Origin of the sequence: Nonomuraea indica (genome assembly GCF_002850745.1) — a bacterium.
Lineage (GTDB): Bacteria > Actinomycetota > Actinomycetes > Streptosporangiales > Streptosporangiaceae > Nonomuraea > Nonomuraea indica.
On record NZ_KZ559466.1, the window covers coordinates 19,144 to 37,337 of the forward strand.

Sequence of the window (18,194 nt, forward strand, 5' to 3'; positions counted from 1 at the left end):
CGGAACGGCCGACGGGCTGGAGCGCGGCGGGACCGCCGACCGGCTGGAGCGCATCCTGGCGGAGGCGGTTCCGCGTGTGTGCGCGGCGGCGGTCGCGCTGATCGCGGTGGACGGCGAGGTGGCGGCGTCGGCGGTCGCCGGCGAGCTGGTGCGGTACGCCGACGCCGGCGGGACCCTGGCGGAGCGGCGGCCACCCGCGCGCCCCGACTCCGTCTTCGACCTGGCCTCGATCAGCAAGCTCTGCACCACGGTCGTCCTGCTCTCGCTGGCGGAGCGGGGCGACCTGGACCTCGACGAGCCGGTGGCCGCATGGCTGCCCGGCAGCGACCGGCGCCTCACCCTGCGCCGCCTGCTCACCCACACGGCCGGGCTGACGCCGACCCGCCGGATCGACCTCGAACTTCCCGGCGCCGACCCGGCCGCCCGGCTGGCCGCCATGGTCGCCACGCCGGTCACCGGGCCCGTCGGCGGGCCGTACCTCTACAGCGACGTCGGCATGGTCATGGCGGGCCGGGTGGCCGAGCTGGCGGGCGGGGCGCCGCTCGACGAGCTGGTACGCGACCGGGTCGCCGGGGCGCTGGGCCTGCGTGACCTGGGTTACCGGCCGGACGCGGCCACGCTGCCGCGCGTCGCCGCCACCGAGTGGAAGCCCGAACGGCCGGGGCCGGGCTGCGTGCGCGGCGAGGTGCACGACGAGACCGCCTACGCGCTGGGCGGGGTGGCGGGCCACGCGGGGGTGTTCGCCACGGCCGGCGACGTGCTGGTGTTCGGCGAGACGCTGCGGCGCGGCGGCGGCGCGATGCTGCGCCCGGAGACCGTGGCCGAGATGACGCGCGACCAGGGCGCGGAGGGTGCCGCCTTCCGGCACGGGCTGGGCGTGCGCCTCGGCGACCCGGCCATCGTGGGGCCGCTCGGCGGCGCGTACGGGCATTCGGGTTTCACCGGCACCTCGCTCGTCGTGGACCCGGCGCGACGGCTGACCGTGGTGCTGCTGACGAACGCCGTCCACCCGCTGCGCGGCCGTGACGGCATCCGCGCGCTGCGCCACGCGGTGGCCGCCGAGGCGCTCCGCCTGGCGACCCCGTAGCGCCCGCCCACTGTCCCGGACGGCGGGCGGGCGAGGCCCCGACCATGCCTTCGCCCCGGCTCGCACCCGCTGAGCTGGCGTAGCGCGTCCGGGCTGGGGAGACTGGTGGGATGAGGTGGAACATCTGGGTCGACGACTGGCAGATGCAGTGCTGCGGCGATCCGTTCAGCGTCGGCTCGACGGTCTCCTGGACCCTCTGCCCGGCCGACCGCGGCTGGCTGACCCGGGTCCTGGGCGAGAGGACCGCCGCCACCATCGACTGGAGTGAGGAACACCACAGCGACCCGTCCGACGACCAGCTCCGCGTCGAGGGCCGGGTCACCCATATCTCCGCGCTCCATGCTCATCTCGAGCGTCTCCCCGGCGAGGACGCGTGTCACCCGGTCAGGGGAGTCCTCTCGCCGCAGACCGACGCCGACGGGTGGACTCCGGATCAGGGCGACCTGAGTTTCGTCGGGTACCTCGTGACCCTCGCGGTCGACCCGTAGCTCCGGCCGTCACGGCGCGGGCCGGAGACATCGTCGCCGGGTCGTCGAACCCGTCCCTCCCCGCCGGCCGGCCGCCGCCTGCACCGCCCCTGCGAACACCGGGCCGGCCCCTCACGTCTTCGTGGGCATCGCTCACCGGGTGGGACGTCGTCCCAGCCCGGGCGCCCCTATGCGCCGGGCGCGAGGGCCTCCAGGGCTTCCTCGGCTCGGCGCAGCGCCTGTCCGGGGTCGGCGGTGACGATCCCCACGTCGAAGTTGAGGTCGTGGAAGACGTCCGTCACGCCGTGTCCGGCGAGGGCGGCGACGTCGCGCCGGATCTCGTCGTACGTGCCCGTCAGCGGCGCCCGGCCCCCATCCGATCCCCCGTCCGATCCCCCGCCCGGTCCCCCGCCCGGCCGCCCGTCCTGATCCGGGCCGGACGCGCCGGGCCGGACGAGGGTGACGCCCCGGCAGACGAACCGCAGCGCCTCCGGGTCGCGGCCGGCCTCCCTCGCCGCCGCCTTGACCGTCTCGATCCGCGCGCCGATGCCGGCCAGGTCCTCCCTGCTGGAACTCACCCACCCGTCCGCGACGCGCCCTGCGCGACGCAGCGCCACGTCGGCGCTGCCGCCCAGGAGGATCGGCGGCACCGGCGCCGGGCTCGGGTCCATGTGGGAGGCGGGCACCCGGTAGAACTCGCCGTCGTGCTCGACCACGTCCCGCGTCCACGCCTTGCGCAGCACCTCGACGAACTCCTCGCCCCGCCGCCCGCGCCGCTCGAAGCCCACACCCGCCGCCTCGAACTCCTCCCGCAACCAGCCCAGCCCCAGCCCGGCCGTCAGCCGGCCGCCGGAGACGATCTGCAGCGTGGCGAGCTGCTTGGCCAGCACGACGGGCTGGACGAACGCGTTGACCACCGCCACCCCCAGCCTGATCCGGCCGGTCACCCCGGCGAGGTAGGAGAGTGTCACCACGGGGTCGTGCACGGACCGGTAGACCGGCCCCATCGGGTGGCCGACGGGATAGAGCACCCGCTGGAACGTCCACAGCTCGTGGTAGCCCAGTTCCTCGGCCCGGGTGGCGATCCGGCGCATGGCGTCAGGGGTGGCCCAGGGTCCCGACTGGGGCACGGCGAAACCGACTCTCATCAGATCACAGTACTCACCGCTCATCCGGGGCCGACGCGAACGTACGGACGGGCGAGCGGCCCGCGCCGGCGACCAGGCATCCCGGGAGGGTCACCGTCCGGCTGAGCGCTCCGGCGACCCGGCCGTGGGAGCAAGCCGGGCACTCTAGGCTGTACGGGTGGATCTCGAGGCGGCACTCGCGGACATCGCCGATGCGCACGGCGGCAGGGGCGCACCGGTGCTCCACCCCACCCGCACCGACGTGGTGGTGCTGCGCCGGGGCGAGGTCGTGGTCAAGGCCCACTCCGCCCGCGAGGACGCGGCGGCGTTACGGGTGCGGTTGCGCGCCGTCGCCTCGGCGGCGCTGCACGGCGTGCTGCTCGCCCCGCTCCGCCCCGACGTGCTGACCGTGGCCGGGCGTCTGGTCACGGTGTGGCCCGCCGGCCGGCCCGTCTCCCCCGACGAGCTGGACGAGGCGCCGTGGGAGGAGGGCGCCAGGCTGCTGGCCAGGCTGCACGCCACCCCGCTGACCCCGCTGCCGCCGTTGCCCGCGGCCGGCGGCCCGGCGCGGGTCGCCCGCGCGGTCGAGCGGATGCCGGGCGACGGCCCCGTCGCCCGGCTGGTCCGGCAGGCGTTCGCCGAGTTGCCCGAGCCGGAGCCGGGCCCCGGGCTGCTCACCCACGGCGACTGGCACCTCGGCCAGCTGGTGCACCGCGACGGCTGGCTGCTCATCGACGTCGACGACCTCGGCGCCGGCGACCCGGCGTGGGACCTCGCCAGACCCGCCGCCTGGTACGCGGCCGGGCTGCTGGACCCGGTCGTGTGGGAGCGGTTCCTCGGCGCCTACCTGGCGGCGGGCGGACCGGCCCTGCGGGGCGGCGAGGACCCGTGGCGGTGGCTCGACCTGCCTGCCCGCGCGCTGACCGTCCAGCTCGTCGCGGTCGCGGTGCTCAACGCCCACCGGGAGGCCCGGGAACTCGACGAGGTCGAACATTCGTTGGTCGAATCGTGCAACAGAATCGTCCGAGCGTGGCGGGGCTGCGCGCGGTAGGTTGCCTGCAGAGACCCGAGGCCAAGGAGATCGACTAGAGATGCATTGCCCCAAGTGCCACGGCAACATGCGCACCTATGAGCGCAACGGCGTTCACATCGAGCAGTGCGACAACTGCCGGGGAATCTTCCTCGACTACGGCGAGCTGGAGACGCTGACCCGGATGGAGGCCAGCTACCACTCCGCTCCCCCGCCTCCCGCTCCCGGCCCGGCCTGGGGCGCCCCTCCGCCCCCGCACGGCGGCCACCACGGCCACTACGGCCACCACCGCCAGCGCAGCTGGGTGGGCATGCTCTTCTCCACCTGATCCGGCAAACCGAAGGCCGCGCACACACCCCGTGCGCGGCCTCCTCCTCATCAAGGGCCGCGTTGGGGGGCCGGCCAACTTGACCGGACCTCCTCGGCGTGGGCGAGGGCGAAGCACGGGTCGTTCTGATGCCGTTCCAGATCGGCCACCGTCCTGGCGTCAGGGTGGCCCCTGATCTGCTCGCGTCGATCTCTTCCTTCGTCGCCGTTATCGCCGATCTGGTCGAAGGCGGGAGGTAACGGCTCGATCACATGGTGACCACCGGCAGGCCTGATTGGCGCGAATCGGCCCTGATCCCCGCGACAGTGCCCCAACGACCGATTCGACATCACGCTAGGTCCTGGCCGAGTCGATCGGCGGCCCGGAGAGTTCCTCCGCCGCGTCTCCACGGTGGACGGACTCCTGCACGTCGGACCGCGCACGCCGGGACGACCTCGCGCCCGGGTGGGGTCAGGAGGGGAAGTCTTCGGGGTCCACGCCGGTGGTCTTGGCGTTGCCGCCGCTGATCGCGTGCAGCGTGATCCGCCAGTCGTGCCAGCGGATCCGCGTCGAGGTGTACGTGGTCTTGAACTTCACGGTCTCCTGGAACCGCTCGAAGCCGCAGTCGCGGGTGAAGGCGCGGCTCTTGCCGTCCCAGTCGACGCCGTGCGTGAAGAAGATCTTGTAGGTGCCGTCGCTGACGTTCTGGATCTTGTACTTGGCCTTCTTGCGCACGTACACGCTGAACGCCTTGGTCTTGCCGCGCATGAGCGTCACCACCGCGTCGCGGCTGTCGCCGTTGTGGATCTGCAGGGAGCCGCGGCCGTTGAGCGCGGTCCGGCGGACGAAGGTGCCGTTGCCGAGCCGTCTCGACTGCTTGCCCTTGGCCTTGACCGAGACCACGTCGGCCGGGTAGTCGCCGGCTTTCTGCAGCGCCTCGCCGGCCTCGTCGAGGTCCCGGAGCCGGTCGTCGAGCTCGGTCAGCACCGCGGAGGAGGTGCACAGGTCACGGCTGCCAACCCTGCCCACGGCGGCGGTGAGGCCGGTGGCGAACTCCCGCAGGCTCGACACGTAGGCGTCGTGCTGCGCGCGCACCTGCTCGGGCGGGGAGAGGGCGGCCAGTGCGCTCACGGCCCCGTCCACCTCGTCGCCGGCGCTCTCCAGGCGCGAGCCGAGCGACTTCAGCGATCCGGCGGCGACCATTGCCTTGAGGGCGTCGGCCATCGCCTTGCGCCGGGGTTCGAGCTCGTTCTTGTAGGCGTCGGGCGCCAGCGCGGTCACGCTGGGCGGGGCCGAGGTCGGCCCCGTGCTGGAGGGCTCCGCCGCCCCGCCGGCCACGCCACCGGCGGTGGGGGCGCCACCCGACGGTCCCGGGGGCGCCGCCGAGCACGCGCCGAGCGTCAGGGTCGCGAGTACGAGCGCGCAGGGGATCATCCTGGGGGCAGCCATCTGTCACACTATCGCCCGATTGATCCTTAGCCGTCAATTCGGCGGCGGGGCTACGCACCGTGGTGGTTCTGCGGTCCGGCGGAGAGCGCGGCCCCGCGGGCGGCTGAGTCGAGCCAGGGCCGGATGGAGCCGTCGGTGGTGAGGTCGGCGCGGTAGGCCACCGCCACCCTCAGGTAGCGGTTTTCTCTCCAGCTGTACCGCCATCGCTGGCTGCGGTAGACCTCGTCGGGACAGGGGGCGAGGCCGCCCCCGTCGCGGGCGCTCCAGAGGGTGAGGCGCTCGGCCCCGCCCCCGTCGCCCAGGTACCCGTGCGCGTCCCGGGCCATCGCCCAGTCGGGGAACGCTAAGACCTGGACGCAGACGTGGACAGGGTTCTCGGGCGTGGCGTGGGGACCGGGCTGCTCCACGTAGACGCCGACGACCAATCCGGTACAGTCACGGCGCGCGAGTTCCCTGACCAGGTCGCTGGGACCCGCTTCACGGGCGAGACGGGTGTCCTCGGCGATCCGGGCGAACTCGATGTTCATGTCGTTGGTGAACCGCCGCGGCAACAGGGCGTCCGCGGTGAACGGCGTCTCGTCGGTGGAGGCGCGGTTCCAGGAGTCGGGAGAGGGCGGCCGGGGCGCGCGCCGCGTGTCGTCCATCAGGCGGGTGCGCGGGGTCGGGGGCATCGCCGCGGTGGGAGCTTCCGCTGCCGCGCACGACGCCAGGAGTGCCTGAAGCCGCTGCTGGACCTGCTGTGCCGACTGGGGGCGCCGGTCGGGATCGCGCTCCAGTAGTTCGGCGACGAGCGCGGTCACCTCCGGCGGCAGGCCGGGGCGGAACGCGTCGAGGCGCGGGGCGTCCTCGTCGAGCTTGCGCCGCACGACCGCGATGCTGTTGTGCCCGATGAAGGGCGGCCGGCCGGCGAGCATCGCGAAGAGCGTCCCACCGAGTGCGTACAGGTCGGAGCGTTCGTCGCCGCGTTCCGTGAGGAACTGCTCCGGTGCGCCGAACTCCGGCGTTCCGGCCGGGGCCAGTTGGGTGGAGCGCGCCACGGTGAACGCGGCCTGGACGAACCCGGCGATCCCGAAGTCGATGACCTTCACCAGCCCGTCGCCGGTGAGGATGACGTTGTGGGGCTTGATGTCGTAGTGGATGACCTTGGCGCGGTGGGCGGCCTCCAGTGCGGCGCAGATGTCGCCGGCGATGGCCACGGCACGCGTCAGGGGGAAGGGACTCTCAGCCTGGAGACACGCTGTGAGCGTCTGGCCGTCCACCTTCTCCATGACCAGGAACAACACGTCGTCGCAGGTGCCCCGGTCGTACAGGGCGGCGACGTTGGGGTGGACGATCTGGGCGGCGGCGACCGCCTCGCGCTCGAACCGCCGGGGCAGGTCAGTCTGGGCGATCCCGTCGAGATCCAGCAGCTTGAGCGCGACCTCACGGTGGAGCACGCGATCCCGCGCGGCCCACACCTCGCCCATGCCACCCCGGCCCAGACGGTCGATCAGCTCGTAACGGTCCGCGATCAGCTTTCCCCGCTCCACGGGGCCAGCATACGAGCCGTCTCCACACCTGCGAAGACGGATGGTGCGGCGGTCGCCACACCGTCTCTCCGGCCTCCTCGGTGGTCCGTACGATGATCCAGACGAAGGTACCTAGGTGGACCTCGCCCGGTGTGCCGCCACGTTGACCCGGTTGGCGCAGGCCAGGGAGCAGAACCGGCGCCGCCCGTTGCGTGAGGTGTCGACGTAGACGGTGGCGCAGCCGGGCCTGTCGCACCGGCCCAGCCGCCCGCCGTCGGAGAACGAGATGGCCATGGCCAGCCCGCCGGCGGTGGTGTCCTTCGTCCGGGACACGATGTCGCCGTCCGCCGACGAGAAGTGCAGGTGGGGGGCGAGGCCGTCGTGGTTGCTCACGAACGGCTTGGTCGCGCTGATGTCGAGCAGGCCGTTGACCAGCTTGATCTGGACGTCGCGGTCGGTCTCGCCGAAGACCGGGGCGAGCAGCCGCGCCCACTCCCCCAGCTCGGCGGCCTGGGCCTGGGTCAGCGCGGTGCGAAGCATCTCGTGGTCGGTCAGCAGCGACTCGATCACCCGAGGGGTGAACTCCACGGCGTTGACGAGGGCCGCCGCGAGTGCCGCCCCGTTGCCGCCGTAAGCATTGAAATGCATAAGGCCATTACACCAGATTGGAGGTCATGCATACCAGGACGCTCCACGACCCGCTGTCCCTGACCGTCGTCTCCTCCCACCGCACCTCGGAGGGTCTCGTGTCCTACCTGCGCTGCGGTTGCGGCGCCTGGGAGGTGCGCACCACCGGCCGGCACGGCTCGGTCATCACGCTCCCCCGTTCCGTTGCCGACACGTGTTGATCAGGACATCGACTCGCGGCCCACGATCGTCCTAGAGTCGGCAGCACCACTCCCCAGGAGGACAGGCATGTCGAGCATTCCCTCCCTGCTGCGCGACCGCGTCGCGGCCACCCCGGACGCCGAGGCGTACCGGACCCCCTCAGCCGGTGGCTGGACCTCGCTGACCTGGCGCCAGGTGGGCGACCGCGTCCGCGAGCTGGCACTCGGCCTGGCCGCCATCGGCGCCGGCCCGGACACGCGGGTGGCCATCCTCTGCTCCACCAGGCTCGAATGGATCCTCGCCGACCTGGCGGTGCTGTCCACGGGCGCGGCCACCACCACGATCTACCCCTCCAACACCGCGGCCGAGTCGGCGTACGTCATCACCGACTCGGGCAGCACGATCGTCATCGCCGAGAACGACGACCAGGTGGCGAAGCTCAGGTCGGTGCAGAAGGAGCTGCCCGACGTGACCAAGGTCGTGGTCATCGACGGCACGCCGAGCGACGACGGCTGGGTGGTGCGCTTCGACGCGCTGCCCGGGCTGGCGGACGGCGAAGGCGACTATGACGCGATGGTCGACGCGATCAACCAGGACGACCTGGCCACGCTGATCTACACCTCCGGCACCACCGGCCGCCCCAAGGGCGTGGAGCTGACCCACGACAACTGGCTCTACACCGGCGGCGCGGTCCGCGAGCTGGGCATGATCTCGCCGGACGACCTGCACTTCCTGTGGCTGCCGCTGTCGCACTCGTTCGGCAAGCTGCTCGAGGTCGTGATGATCGACATCGGTGTGCCGACCGCGATCGACGGCCGGCTCGACAAGATCGCCGAGAACCTCGGCGAGCTCAGGCCGACCTTCATGGCGGCGGCTCCGCGCATCTTCGAGAAGATCCACAACACGGTGACCGCGACCGTGCGGCGCGAGGGCGGCCTCAAGCTGCGCATCTTCACCTGGGCGCGGGCGACCGGCCTGCGCGTGGTCAAGGCGCGCCAGCGCGGCGCGGCGATCCCGGCCACCACCCGCCTGGAGTACGCGCTGGCCGACCGGCTCGTCTTCGCCAAGCTGCGCCGGCGCTTCGGCGGGCGCATCCGCTTCTTCATCTCGGGCGCCGCCCCGCTGTCGCAGGACATCGCCGAGTTCTTCGACGCGGCGGGCCTGACGATCCTGGAGGGGTACGGCCTGACGGAGTCGTCGGCGGGCAGCTTCCTCAACCGGCCCGACACGGTGCGCTTCGGCACGGTCGGGCCGCCGTTGCCGGGCACGCGGGTGCGGATCGCCGACGACGGCGAGGTGCTGATCGGCGGGCGCGGCATCATGCGCGGCTACCACGGGCTGCCGGACGAGACGGCCGAGACGCTGGAGGACGGCTGGCTGCACACCGGCGACATCGGCGAGGTCGACGCCGAGGGCCGGCTGACCATCACCGACCGCAAGAAGGAGCTGATCAAGACCTCCGGCGGCAAGTACGTCGCGCCCACCTACCTGGAGGGCCGGATCAAGGCCGCCTGCCCGTACGCCTCGCACGTGTTCGTGCACGGTGACCGGCGCAACTACTGCACGGCGCTGGTCACGCTGGACATGGAGGTGGTCCGGCCGTGGGCGCAGGCCGAGGGGCTGCCGCTGGAGGCCGAGGCGCTGCGCGAGCACCCACGCATGCGCGCGGAGGTCGAGAAGGCCATCGCGCAGGTCAACGCGGACGAGGCGAGCTACGCGACGGTCAAGAAGTTCGCCATCCTGGCGGAGGACTTCACCGTGGAGTCGGGCGAGCTCACGGCCAGCCTCAAGATCAAGCGCAAGGCCGTCGAGGCACGCTACGGCGACACGCTCGACGGCTTCTACGACTCGTCCGTGTGAGCGCGGCGCGCCGGGGCCCGGGCCGCCCGCCCGCCCCGGCGTCCGCTTCTCGCCGACGCCCGCGCCCTCGCCCGGCGGGCCACAAGGCAGCCGGCGTCCGCTCCTGTTCGACGTCCGCTTCTCGCCGACGTCCGCTTCTCGCCGGCGCCCTCTCCTCGCCGGCGTCCTCTGCTCGCCCGGCGGGCCGCGGGGCGGCCGCGTGGGTCGGGTCAGGTGAGGGACGGTGCGCGCAGGAGCGGCTCGGCCGCGGCGCGGGTCTCGGCGGTGAACGGGGTGGGGCGCAGGGTCGCGGGGTCGAGGTTGACGTTGACCCGGTAGCCCTCCGCATGGGTGACGGAGCGGTCGGCCGACACGACGCGGAAGCCGTAGACGCCGCTGGTGCGCCCCATCTTGTCGATCCAGAACTCCACCAGCACCTCCCCCGCCCCGACGATCGGCACGCTGTAGGTGATCTTGAATTCGCGTACGGCCAGGAAGACGTCCTTGAAGCGGGACACCGCGGGGTCGAAGCTCCACCCCAGCTCCGCCCAGTACGCCGAGATGGCGCGCTCGACGAGCAGGGAGTAGCGGGAGTTGTGCAGCAGGCCCATCGCGTCGAGGTCGTCGAAGTGGATGTGCGCGGGGCGGGTCTGGGTCACGCGGATTCCTCCGGAAGCAGGGACGGGTCGGTGGCGAGGGCCCGCAGCCGGCGCAGCACGGCCCGGCGGGCGCGGGTGTAGACGAGGTCCCGGCCGAGCAGCCGCGCCTGGACGACGGCCGCCTCGCCGAGGGCCTCGATCTCGTAGGCGAGCTGGGCGGTGTCGGTGCCGGGCGGCAGCTCGCCGAGCTTCACGGCCTCGGCGGCCTGCCGCTCGAGGAAGGCGAGCCAGCGGGACATCGCCTGGGCGACGCGGTCGCGCACCGGGCCGGGCCGGTCGTCGAACTCGACCTGGGCGACGAAGAAGAAGCAGCCGCCGGGCAGCACCCCGTCGGCGTAGAAGGCCAGCCGTGCCTCGTGCAGGGCCAGCAGGCGCCGGATCCCGGCGGGCCGGCGGAGCGCGGGCTTGACGATGCGCTCGGTCCACTGGCGGCTCGCCCAGTCGACGGCGTCGAGCTGGAGCTGCTCCTTGTCGCGCCAGTGCGCGAAGAACCCCGACTTGCTCACCCCGGCGGCCTCGGCCAGCCTGCCCAGGGTCAGCCCGTCGAGCCCGTGGACGGAGGCGAGCGCCACGGCCCGCTCCAGGATCGCCTCGCGGCTCCGCTCACCGCGGATCCGGCGCCCGTCCGTCTTGGTGTCGGCCATGACCGCGACTATACACGACCGATCGGTCGTTCTTTTTTCCGGTCGGACCGGCCCACACCACGGGGCGGGTCAGGGACGCTTGAACGCGGCCAGCAGCCGGTCAGCCGCCAGGGCCGGGGTGAGGGTGCCGGCCAGCACCTCCTCCTCCACCCGCCCGGCGATGGCCCCCACCTCGGGGTCGTCGCGCAGCTCCGCCAGGAGCCGGTCCCGCACGAGCGTCCACGTCCACCGCACCTGCTGGTGCCGCCGCTTGGCGGCGAGGTCGAGCCCGTCCTGGTGTGCCAGGATCCGCTCCCACAGCTCGGGCAGGCCGTCGCCGGTCCGGCCGCTGCAGGTGAGCACCGGCGGCGGCGCGGTGTCGGAGCGCAGCATCCGCAGCGCCCCGGCGAGCTCGCGCGCCGCCTTCCGGGCCGCGAGGCGGTGCTCGCCGTCCGCCTTGTTGACCGCGATGACGTCCGCCAGCTCCAGCACGCCCTTCTTGATGCCCTGGAGCTGGTCGCCGGTGCGGGCGAGCGTGAGCAGCAGAAACGTGTCGACCATGTCGGCGACCGCCGTCTCCGACTGCCCGACCCCGACGGTCTCGACGAGCACGACGTCGAAGCCCGCCGCCTCCACCACCACCATCGCCTCCCTGGTGGCCTTGGTGACGCCGCCCAGCGTCCCGGACGTGGGCGAGGGCCTGATGAACGCCGACGGATCGGCCGCCAGGCGCGACATGCGCGTCTTGTCGCCGAGGATGCTGCCGCCGGTCCTGGTGGAGGACGGGTCGACGGCCAGCACGGCCACCCGGTGCCCCTGGCCGGTCAGCAGCACGCCGAGCGCGTCGATGAACGTGGACTTGCCCACACCGGGCACCCCGGAGACGCCCACGCGCCGGGCCCGCCCGGCCAGCGGGGTGAGCTCGACGAGCAGCCGCTGGGCGAGCGCGGCGTGATCGGACCTGGTGGACTCCACCAGCGTGATCGCGCGGGCGATCCAGGTGCGGGAGCCGTCCTTCACGCCCCTGACGTAGTCGTCCAGCGACCGCATGCGAGCACTCCCTTCCCGCACTCCCTGCCGCTCTTGATCATCTTAACTGCCGACATGTCATGAATTTTGACGCTAAGGTGCTGCAAGTCTGCCGTCCCTGTCGTCACAGGAGTCACTCCCCTCATGCCCAACGCCGAACCCCTGCACGAGGGCGACCCGGCATCGGTGGGACCCTATCGGCTGGCCGGTCGCCTGGGCGTCGGCGGTCAGGGTGTCGTCTACCTGGCCCAGGCTCCCAACGGGGCACCGGTCGCCGTCAAGGTGCTGCGCGAAGGCGTCACCGGTGACGAGCGCTTCGCCGAGGAGATCGCCGCCGCGCGCCGCGTCGAACCGCTGTACGTCGCCCAGGTCCTGGACGCGGGCGTCACCGGCCGGCCGTACGTGGTGACGGAGTACGTGGACGGGCCGTCGCTGCGTGATGCCGGGCCGCTGGCCGGCGAGGAACTGCGGCGGCTGGCGGTGGCGACCGCGACGGCGCTGTCCGCCATCCACCGGGCCGGCCTCGTGCACCGCGACTTCAAGCCGGCGAACGTGCTGCTCGGCACGGGTGGGCCGCGGGTCACCGACTTCGGCCTGTCGGCCGTGTTCGACGGCGTCGGGGCGGCCACCGGCAACGTGGCCGGCACTCCCGCGTACATGGCGCCGGAGCAGCTGGCGGGGCATCCCGGCGGGCCCGCCGCGGACGTGTTCGCGTGGGCGGCGGTGATGGTGTTCGCGGCCACGGGGGTGCCGCCCTTCGGCGACGACTCGCTGGCGGCGGTCGTCGGCCGCGTGCTGCACCAGGAGCCACGGCTCGGCGGGCTGCCGCAACCGCTCCTTCCCCTGGTGGCCGCCTGCCTGGTCAAGGATCCCACCGCCCGCCCGGCCATGCAGGACGTCCTGCCGCGCCTCCTCGCCGGCCAGGAACCGGACCCGTACGCGACTCCTCCCGCCACCGCCGTCCCGGGTGTGCGCGGTGCGCCGCCCTCCGCCTCCGGCCACCCCACGGCGCCCTTCCAGCCCGATCCTCCGGAGCCGGGCCTCCGGCACGGCCGGGAGGCCGATCCCCTCCCCCATCGGGCCGCCGGCCTGCCGCGCCGGAGCCCGGCCTCCGGGGGCGGGACCCACGACTTCGCGCCTCGGCCGGACCTCCGCTCCCAGCCCCGCCCGCCGGAACCGGCGCCCTGGCCGGACCGGGAAGCCGGGCCCCAGCTCCAGGAAACCTGGCGGGAGCGGGCGGAGGACCCGGCTCCGGGTGCGGGTGCGGTGCCGGGCGCTGGTGCGGTCCCCGGTGCCGGCGCGGTGCCGGGCGCTGGTGCGGTTTCGGGTGCGGGTGCGGTTTCCGGCGCTGGTGCGGTCCCCGGTGCCGGCGCGGTGCCGGGCGCTGGTGCGGCTCCCGGTGTGGGTGCGGGTGTGGGTGTGGGTGCTAGTGGGGCTCCGGGGGCGATGGTGTGGCCGCCTCATGACGCCGCGACGACGCCATCGGTCGCTGCCGGTGCCGCCGCGACCGCGCCACCCGGCGAGCAGCCGTGGCGCCCCGAGGAGGGCGCCCGGCACCCCGGCGGGTCCCCGCCGAAGCGGCGACGCGGGAAGACGGCGGCCATCGCGGTCGCCTCCGGCATGTCCGCCGTGGCGCTGGCGGGAGTGATCGTCTGGCTGACCCCGACCTCGCCGCAGCCCAAGTCGCAGGCGTTGCCGAGCGCCTCGGCCGGCGCCTCGTCGGCCACCTCCCGCGACGCGTCACCCCCGCAGCGGCCGCGCAGGACCCGTACCCCCGCGGCGGAGAGCACCGCCGACCCTTCGCCCGGCGACGCCTCGGCGACCGGGACGGCGACGCCCGACTCCTCCGCCACGGCGGCGGCCGACCGGCTGAGGGTGGGTTCCCTGCGCGCGATCGGCACCCCGAACGGCGACTGCTGGGCGGGCGGCCAGGTGACCCCGCGCGCGCTGGTGGTGCGCACGGGCGGGCCGCTCACCTTCAGGTACGCCTGGATCTACGACGGCACCACGGTCGGCCGGACCTCGGCCACCGTCCCCCGGAACGGCAGGCTGGCGCTGACCGCCCCCCGAAGCCTGGAGAGCGCCGGCGGGACCCACCGGGTCACCCTGCGGATCACCTCCCCGGTGGTCCACCAGCGCACCGTCTCCGTGACTCTCTGCGAGCGGGAGGCTCCCTGACGCCGCCTACCGCTGACGGGCCCGCAAGGCCTCCAGCAGGTCCAGGGCGGCGTCGGCGATCACGGTGCCCGGCGGGAAGATCGCCGCCGCGCCCGCCGCACGCAGCTCCGCGAAGTCGCCGGGCGGGACGACCCCGCCCACCACGATCATGACGTCCTCGGCATCGAGGTCGGCCAGCGCCCGCCGCAGGGCCGGGACCAGCGTGAGGTGCCCGGCGGCCAGCGAGGAGACGCCGACGATGTGCACGTCTGCCTCCACCGCCTGGCGGGCCACCTCCTCGGGCGTCTGGAACAGCGGGCCGACGTCCACGTCGAAGCCGAGGTCGGCGAAGGCGGTGGCGATCACCTTCTGGCCCCGGTCGTGTCCGTCCTGGCCCATCTTGGCCACGAGGATGCGCGGGCGGCGGCCCTCGGCGCGCTCGAAGTCGGCGCACGCCTGCCGTACCCGCTCGATGCCGGCGGAGGAGCCCGCCTCGTCCCGGTACACCCCCGAAATGGTACGGATCTGACCGGCGTGCCGGCCGAACACCCGCTCCAGAGCGTCGGAGATCTCCCCCACGGTGGCCTTGGCACGGGCCGCGTCGACGGCGAGCTTCAGCAGGTTGTGCTCCAGGCCGGGCGTCGGTTCGCCGGCGGCCTTGGTGAGCGCGTCGAGCGCGCGGGCGACGGCGGCGGGGTCGCGTTCGGCCCGCAGCCGGCGCAGCTTGTCGAGCTGCTGCGCGCGGACGGCGCTGTTGTCGACCTTGAGCACCTCGATCGGCTGGTCGGCGTCCGGACGGTACTTGTTGACGCCGATGACCGGCTGCCGGCCGGAGTCGATGCGGGCCTGGGCGCGGGCCGCGGCCTCCTCGATGCGCAGCTTGGGCAGCCCGGCCTCGATCGCCCGGGCCATGCCGCCCGCCGCCTCGACCTCCTCGATGTGCGCCCAGGCGCGCTCGGCGAGATCGTGGGTGAGGCGCTCGACGTAGTAGGAGCCGCCCCACGGGTCGATCACCCGGGTGGTGCCCGACTCCTGCTGCAGCAGGAGCTGGGTGTTGCGGGCGATGCGGGCGGAGAAGTCGCTGGGCAGCGCCAGCGCCTCGTCGAGGGCGTTGGTGTGCAGGGACTGGGTGTGCCCCTGGGTGGCGGCCATCGCCTCGACGCAGGTGCGGGCCACGTTGTTGAAGACGTCCTGCGCGGTGAGCGACCAGCCGGACGTCTGCGAGTGCGTACGCAGCGACAGCGACTTGGGGTTCTTCGCCCCGAACCCCGACACCAGCTTCGCCCACAGCAGCCGGGCGGCGCGCAGCTTGGCGACCTCCATGAAGAAGTTCATGCCGATGCACCAGAAGAACGACAGCCGGGGGGCGAACCGGTCGACGTCCATCCCGGCCGCGATGCCCGCCCGGAGGTACTCCACCCCGTCGGCCAGTGTGTAGGCCAGCTCCAGGTCGAGCGTGGCCCCGGCTTCCTGGATGTGGTAGCCGGAGATGCTGATCGAGTTGAACTTCGGCATCTTCTCGCTGGTGTAGGCGAAGATGTCGGAGATGATCCGCATGGACGGGGCCGGCGGGTAGATGTAGGTGTTGCGGACCATGAACTCCTTGAGGATGTCGTTCTGGATGGTCCCCGCGAGCTGCTCCGGCGCCACCCCCTGCTCCTCGGCGGCCACGATGTACAGCGCCAGGATCGGCAGCACCGCGCCGTTCATCGTCATCGACACCGACATGCGGTCCAGCGGGATCCCGTCGAACAGCACCCGCATGTCGTAGATCGAGTCGATCGCCACCCCGGCCATGCCCACGTCGCCCGCGACCCGCGGATGGTCGGAGTCGTACCCCCGGTGCGTGGCCAGGTCGAACGCCACCGACAGGCCCTTCTGCCCGGCCGCCAGGTTGCGCCGGTAGAAGGCGTTGGAGTCCTCCGCCGTGGAGAAGCCCGCGTACTGCCGGATCGTCCACGGCTGGTTGACGTACATGGTCGGGTACGGCCCGCGCAGGAACGGGGCGGCACCCGGGTAGGTGTGCAGGAAGTCGAGCCCGTCGAGGTCGGCGGCCGTGTAGAGCGGTTTGACGGCGATGCCTTCGGGCGTCTCCCACAGCTCGCCGTCCTTGGCCGCCTCACCGTCCCGGCGGGCCGGTCCGCCGGGAGGGTCGAGCGGGACGCCGGAGAAGTCGGGGATCATCGGGCCACTCCCAGGTCGTCGAAGGTCGTGCGGAGCACGTCCAGGGCGTCGCAGCCGGCGTGGAGGCAGGCGTCCACGCCTGCGTGGCTCTGCTTCCCGGCCAGCCACACGCGTCTCGCGCCGGCCCGTCTCAGTGCCGCGGCCACGGCCTCGGCGTGCTGGTCGTACATGCGGTCGCTGGAGCACAGGCAGGCGACGGCGGAGCCGCTGACGGCGAACGCGGTGGCGATCTGCTCGGGGTCCTCGCCGGGGCCCGCGGTCTCGGTGGCCAGGCCGCCCGCCTGGAAGAGGTTGGCGGCGAACGTGGCGCGCGGCGTGTGCACGGCGACGGGGCCGATCGTGGCCAGGAACACCTTGGGCCGCTCGGGCTGGGCGTCGGCGAGGTCCCGCAGCGCCTCGAACTCCCGCGCGTAGCGGACCCGCGGCAGCCCGCCCACCGCCGTGTCCGCCCCCGTGTCCGCCTCCGCCGCCGCGTCCGCCCCCGCCACCGTGTCCACCCCCGCCACCGCGTCCGCCTCCGCCGCCGCGCCGGGGGCCTCGGCGGTCGCCGGCGACTCGGTGGCGGGCCGGGCGAGGGGTCGTTCGGCGAGGTTCGGGAACTCGCTCACGCCGGTGATCGGGAAGCGGCGGTGCGCGATGTCGGCGTCGCGTCGCCGCCGGGTGGCGGCGACGCGTTCGGCGATCAGCGACTCGGCCGCCTCAGGTCCGCCCGCCGCCTCGATCTCCTGGAACCACGCCCAGGCCCGCTCGGCCAGTTCCTCGGTGCGCCGTTCGACGTACCAGGACCCTCCGGCGGGGTCGGCCACCCGGCCGACGCCGGCCTCCTCCAGGAGCAGCGCCTGCGTGTTGCGGGCGATCCGGCGGGCGAACGCGTCGGGCGGCCCGAAACAGGCGTCGAACGGCTGCACGGTCACCGCGTCGGCGCCGCCGACCCCGGCGGCGAAGCAGGCCACGGTGGTGCGCAGCATGTTCACGTAGGGGTCGCGGGCCGTCATCATGGCGGAGCTCGTCACCGCGTGCTGGAGCTGGGACGCCTCCGGCACGCCGCACACCTCGGCCACCCTGCCCCACAGCCGGCGCGCGGCACGCAGCTTGGCGATGGTGGCGAACTGGTCGCCGGTCGCCGCGTAGCGGAACTCGAGCTGCCCGAACGCCTCCGCCGCACCCAGCCCGGCGTCGGTCAGCGCGCGCAGGCCGCTCACGCCCAGCGCGATCGAGCAGCCCAGTTCGTCGGCGTCGCCGCCTCCCGCGTCGTGGTACGGCGTGGCGTCCACGGTGACGGCCCGCAGCCCGGGGAAGTCGGCGGCGCACCGCAGCGCCAGCCGTACGGCCGTCTCCTTGGCGTCCGCGCCCGTCACGCCCGCTCCGAGGTTGCCCGTGACGGCGGTGCCGCGTTCGGCGGCCAGGGCGAGCAGCGCGCCGGCCGCCTCGGCGGTGCGGGGGCCGGCCTCCAGCGCGATCGGGGCGAGGTCGAGGTAGACGTCCTTCAGCACCCGGCCGAGCTCGCCTGGGGGGATCGCGCCGTCGCCGACGACGAGCCAGAGGGAGGTGACGCCGTTCTCCAGGTCGGCCAGCACGGCTTCCGGGTCGGGGACGGCGTGCCGCTGCCGCACGTCCCACCCGGGCCCGGCCGCGCGGGCGGCACGGGCGGCACGGTCGAACGGCGGCGCGGCCGGGAGGTCGGCGGCGTCGTAGAGCGGCGCGAGCGTCACCCCGTCGTAGGTGGGGGTGGCCAGCGCCTCCTCGGGGGAGCCGGCCCGCGCCCCGGACCTGCGCAGGACCTCCAGGGCGAGCGCCCGCCAGTCGTCGCGCGTGGTGGAGGGGAACCCGGCTGCCAGTCTCATGATTCGGATAGTAGGCGGAACCCTCTCAAGCCGGTAACCCCAGGGTGGGCCCGCCG

General features: G+C 73.7%; 16 protein-coding genes. 7 read left to right on the forward strand and 9 right to left on the reverse strand.

Translation table 11 applies throughout. The annotated features are described in order from the left end of the window. Together CXR44_RS00100 and CXR44_RS00105 are read left to right on the forward strand one after the other, a co-directional pair. On the forward strand, nucleotides 1–1,087 hold a 1,087-nt coding region (locus tag CXR44_RS00100), incomplete at its 5' end, for a serine hydrolase domain-containing protein (protein WP_342748517.1). Nucleotides 1,088–1,197: 110 nt separating this feature from the next. Then, nucleotides 1,198–1,575: a DUF6578 domain-containing protein gene (locus CXR44_RS00105; RefSeq protein ID WP_101782773.1), complete on the forward strand. Its 378-nt coding sequence runs from the start codon at nucleotides 1,198–1,200 to the stop codon at nucleotides 1,573–1,575. 167 nt (nucleotides 1,576–1,742) lie between these two features. Here CXR44_RS00105 and CXR44_RS00110 read toward each other — a convergent pair whose 3' ends face one another. Further along, nucleotides 1,743–2,702, reverse strand: a complete 960-nt coding sequence (locus tag CXR44_RS00110; protein WP_101782774.1) for a TIGR03619 family F420-dependent LLM class oxidoreductase — start codon at nucleotides 2,700–2,702, stop codon at nucleotides 1,743–1,745. A gap of 157 nt (nucleotides 2,703–2,859) precedes the next feature. Here CXR44_RS00110 and CXR44_RS00115 point away from each other — a divergent pair, with 157 nt between their 5' ends. Then, entirely contained in the window at nucleotides 2,860–3,732 is an 873-nt protein-coding gene (locus CXR44_RS00115; RefSeq protein ID WP_101782775.1) for an aminoglycoside phosphotransferase/kinase family protein, read from the forward strand. A gap of 40 nt (nucleotides 3,733–3,772) precedes the next feature. Then, nucleotides 3,773–4,039: a TFIIB-type zinc ribbon-containing protein gene (locus CXR44_RS00120; RefSeq protein WP_101782776.1), complete on the forward strand. Its 267-nt coding sequence runs from the start codon at nucleotides 3,773–3,775 to the stop codon at nucleotides 4,037–4,039. Between the two features lie 450 nt (nucleotides 4,040–4,489). Here CXR44_RS00120 and CXR44_RS00125 read toward each other — a convergent pair whose 3' ends face one another. The 3 genes from CXR44_RS00125 to CXR44_RS00135 form a co-directional block, all read right to left on the reverse strand. After that, nucleotides 4,490–5,467, reverse strand: a complete 978-nt coding sequence (locus CXR44_RS00125; protein WP_144069822.1) for a hypothetical protein — start codon at nucleotides 5,465–5,467, stop codon at nucleotides 4,490–4,492. 50 nt (nucleotides 5,468–5,517) lie between these two features. Continuing rightward, complete coding sequence (locus CXR44_RS00130; protein WP_101782778.1) at nucleotides 5,518–6,996, reverse strand: serine/threonine-protein kinase; 1,479 nt, start codon at nucleotides 6,994–6,996, stop codon at nucleotides 5,518–5,520. Nucleotides 6,997–7,107: 111 nt separating this feature from the next. Next, nucleotides 7,108–7,623, reverse strand: coding sequence for a CGNR zinc finger domain-containing protein (locus tag CXR44_RS00135; RefSeq protein WP_101782779.1), 516 nt, complete (start codon nucleotides 7,621–7,623; stop codon nucleotides 7,108–7,110). A gap of 26 nt (nucleotides 7,624–7,649) precedes the next feature. On the opposite strand from CXR44_RS00135, the gene CXR44_RS39205 reads away from it, so the two are divergent. After that, complete coding sequence (locus tag CXR44_RS39205) at nucleotides 7,650–7,823, forward strand: hypothetical protein (protein WP_180903126.1); 174 nt, start codon at nucleotides 7,650–7,652, stop codon at nucleotides 7,821–7,823. Nucleotides 7,824–7,890: 67 nt separating this feature from the next. Next, nucleotides 7,891–9,663 (forward strand): AMP-dependent synthetase/ligase, encoded by a 1,773-nt coding sequence (locus CXR44_RS00140; RefSeq protein ID WP_101782780.1) that lies wholly within the window; start codon nucleotides 7,891–7,893, stop codon nucleotides 9,661–9,663. Between the two features lie 209 nt (nucleotides 9,664–9,872). On the opposite strand, the gene CXR44_RS00145 is transcribed toward CXR44_RS00140, so the two are convergent. The 3 genes from CXR44_RS00145 to meaB form a co-directional block, all read right to left on the reverse strand. Next, nucleotides 9,873–10,301: an acyl-CoA thioesterase gene (locus CXR44_RS00145; RefSeq protein WP_245898695.1), complete on the reverse strand. Its 429-nt coding sequence runs from the start codon at nucleotides 10,299–10,301 to the stop codon at nucleotides 9,873–9,875. Next, nucleotides 10,298–10,945 (reverse strand): TetR/AcrR family transcriptional regulator, encoded by a 648-nt coding sequence (locus tag CXR44_RS00150; protein WP_101782781.1) that lies wholly within the window; start codon nucleotides 10,943–10,945, stop codon nucleotides 10,298–10,300. Before CXR44_RS00150 ends, CXR44_RS00145 begins: the two co-directional genes overlap by 4 nt. A gap of 69 nt (nucleotides 10,946–11,014) precedes the next feature. Beyond that, nucleotides 11,015–11,974, reverse strand: a complete 960-nt coding sequence (gene meaB, locus CXR44_RS00155; RefSeq protein WP_101782782.1) for a methylmalonyl Co-A mutase-associated GTPase MeaB — start codon at nucleotides 11,972–11,974, stop codon at nucleotides 11,015–11,017. 123 nt (nucleotides 11,975–12,097) lie between these two features. Here meaB and CXR44_RS00160 point away from each other — a divergent pair, with 123 nt between their 5' ends. Beyond that, entirely contained in the window at nucleotides 12,098–14,131 is a 2,034-nt protein-coding gene (locus tag CXR44_RS00160) for a serine/threonine-protein kinase (protein ID WP_101782783.1), read from the forward strand. Nucleotides 14,132–14,137: 6 nt separating this feature from the next. Here CXR44_RS00160 and scpA read toward each other — a convergent pair whose 3' ends face one another. Together scpA and CXR44_RS00170 are read right to left on the reverse strand one after the other, a co-directional pair. Beyond that, nucleotides 14,138–16,294, reverse strand: a complete 2,157-nt coding sequence (gene scpA / locus CXR44_RS00165) for a methylmalonyl-CoA mutase (RefSeq protein ID WP_101782784.1) — start codon at nucleotides 16,292–16,294, stop codon at nucleotides 14,138–14,140. Beyond that, a complete protein-coding gene (locus CXR44_RS00170; protein ID WP_101782785.1) occupies nucleotides 16,291–18,138 on the reverse strand; it encodes a methylmalonyl-CoA mutase subunit beta in 1,848 nt (615 codons plus the stop codon). Before CXR44_RS00170 ends, scpA begins: the two co-directional genes overlap by 4 nt. Between the last annotated feature and the right edge of the window lie 56 nt (nucleotides 18,139–18,194).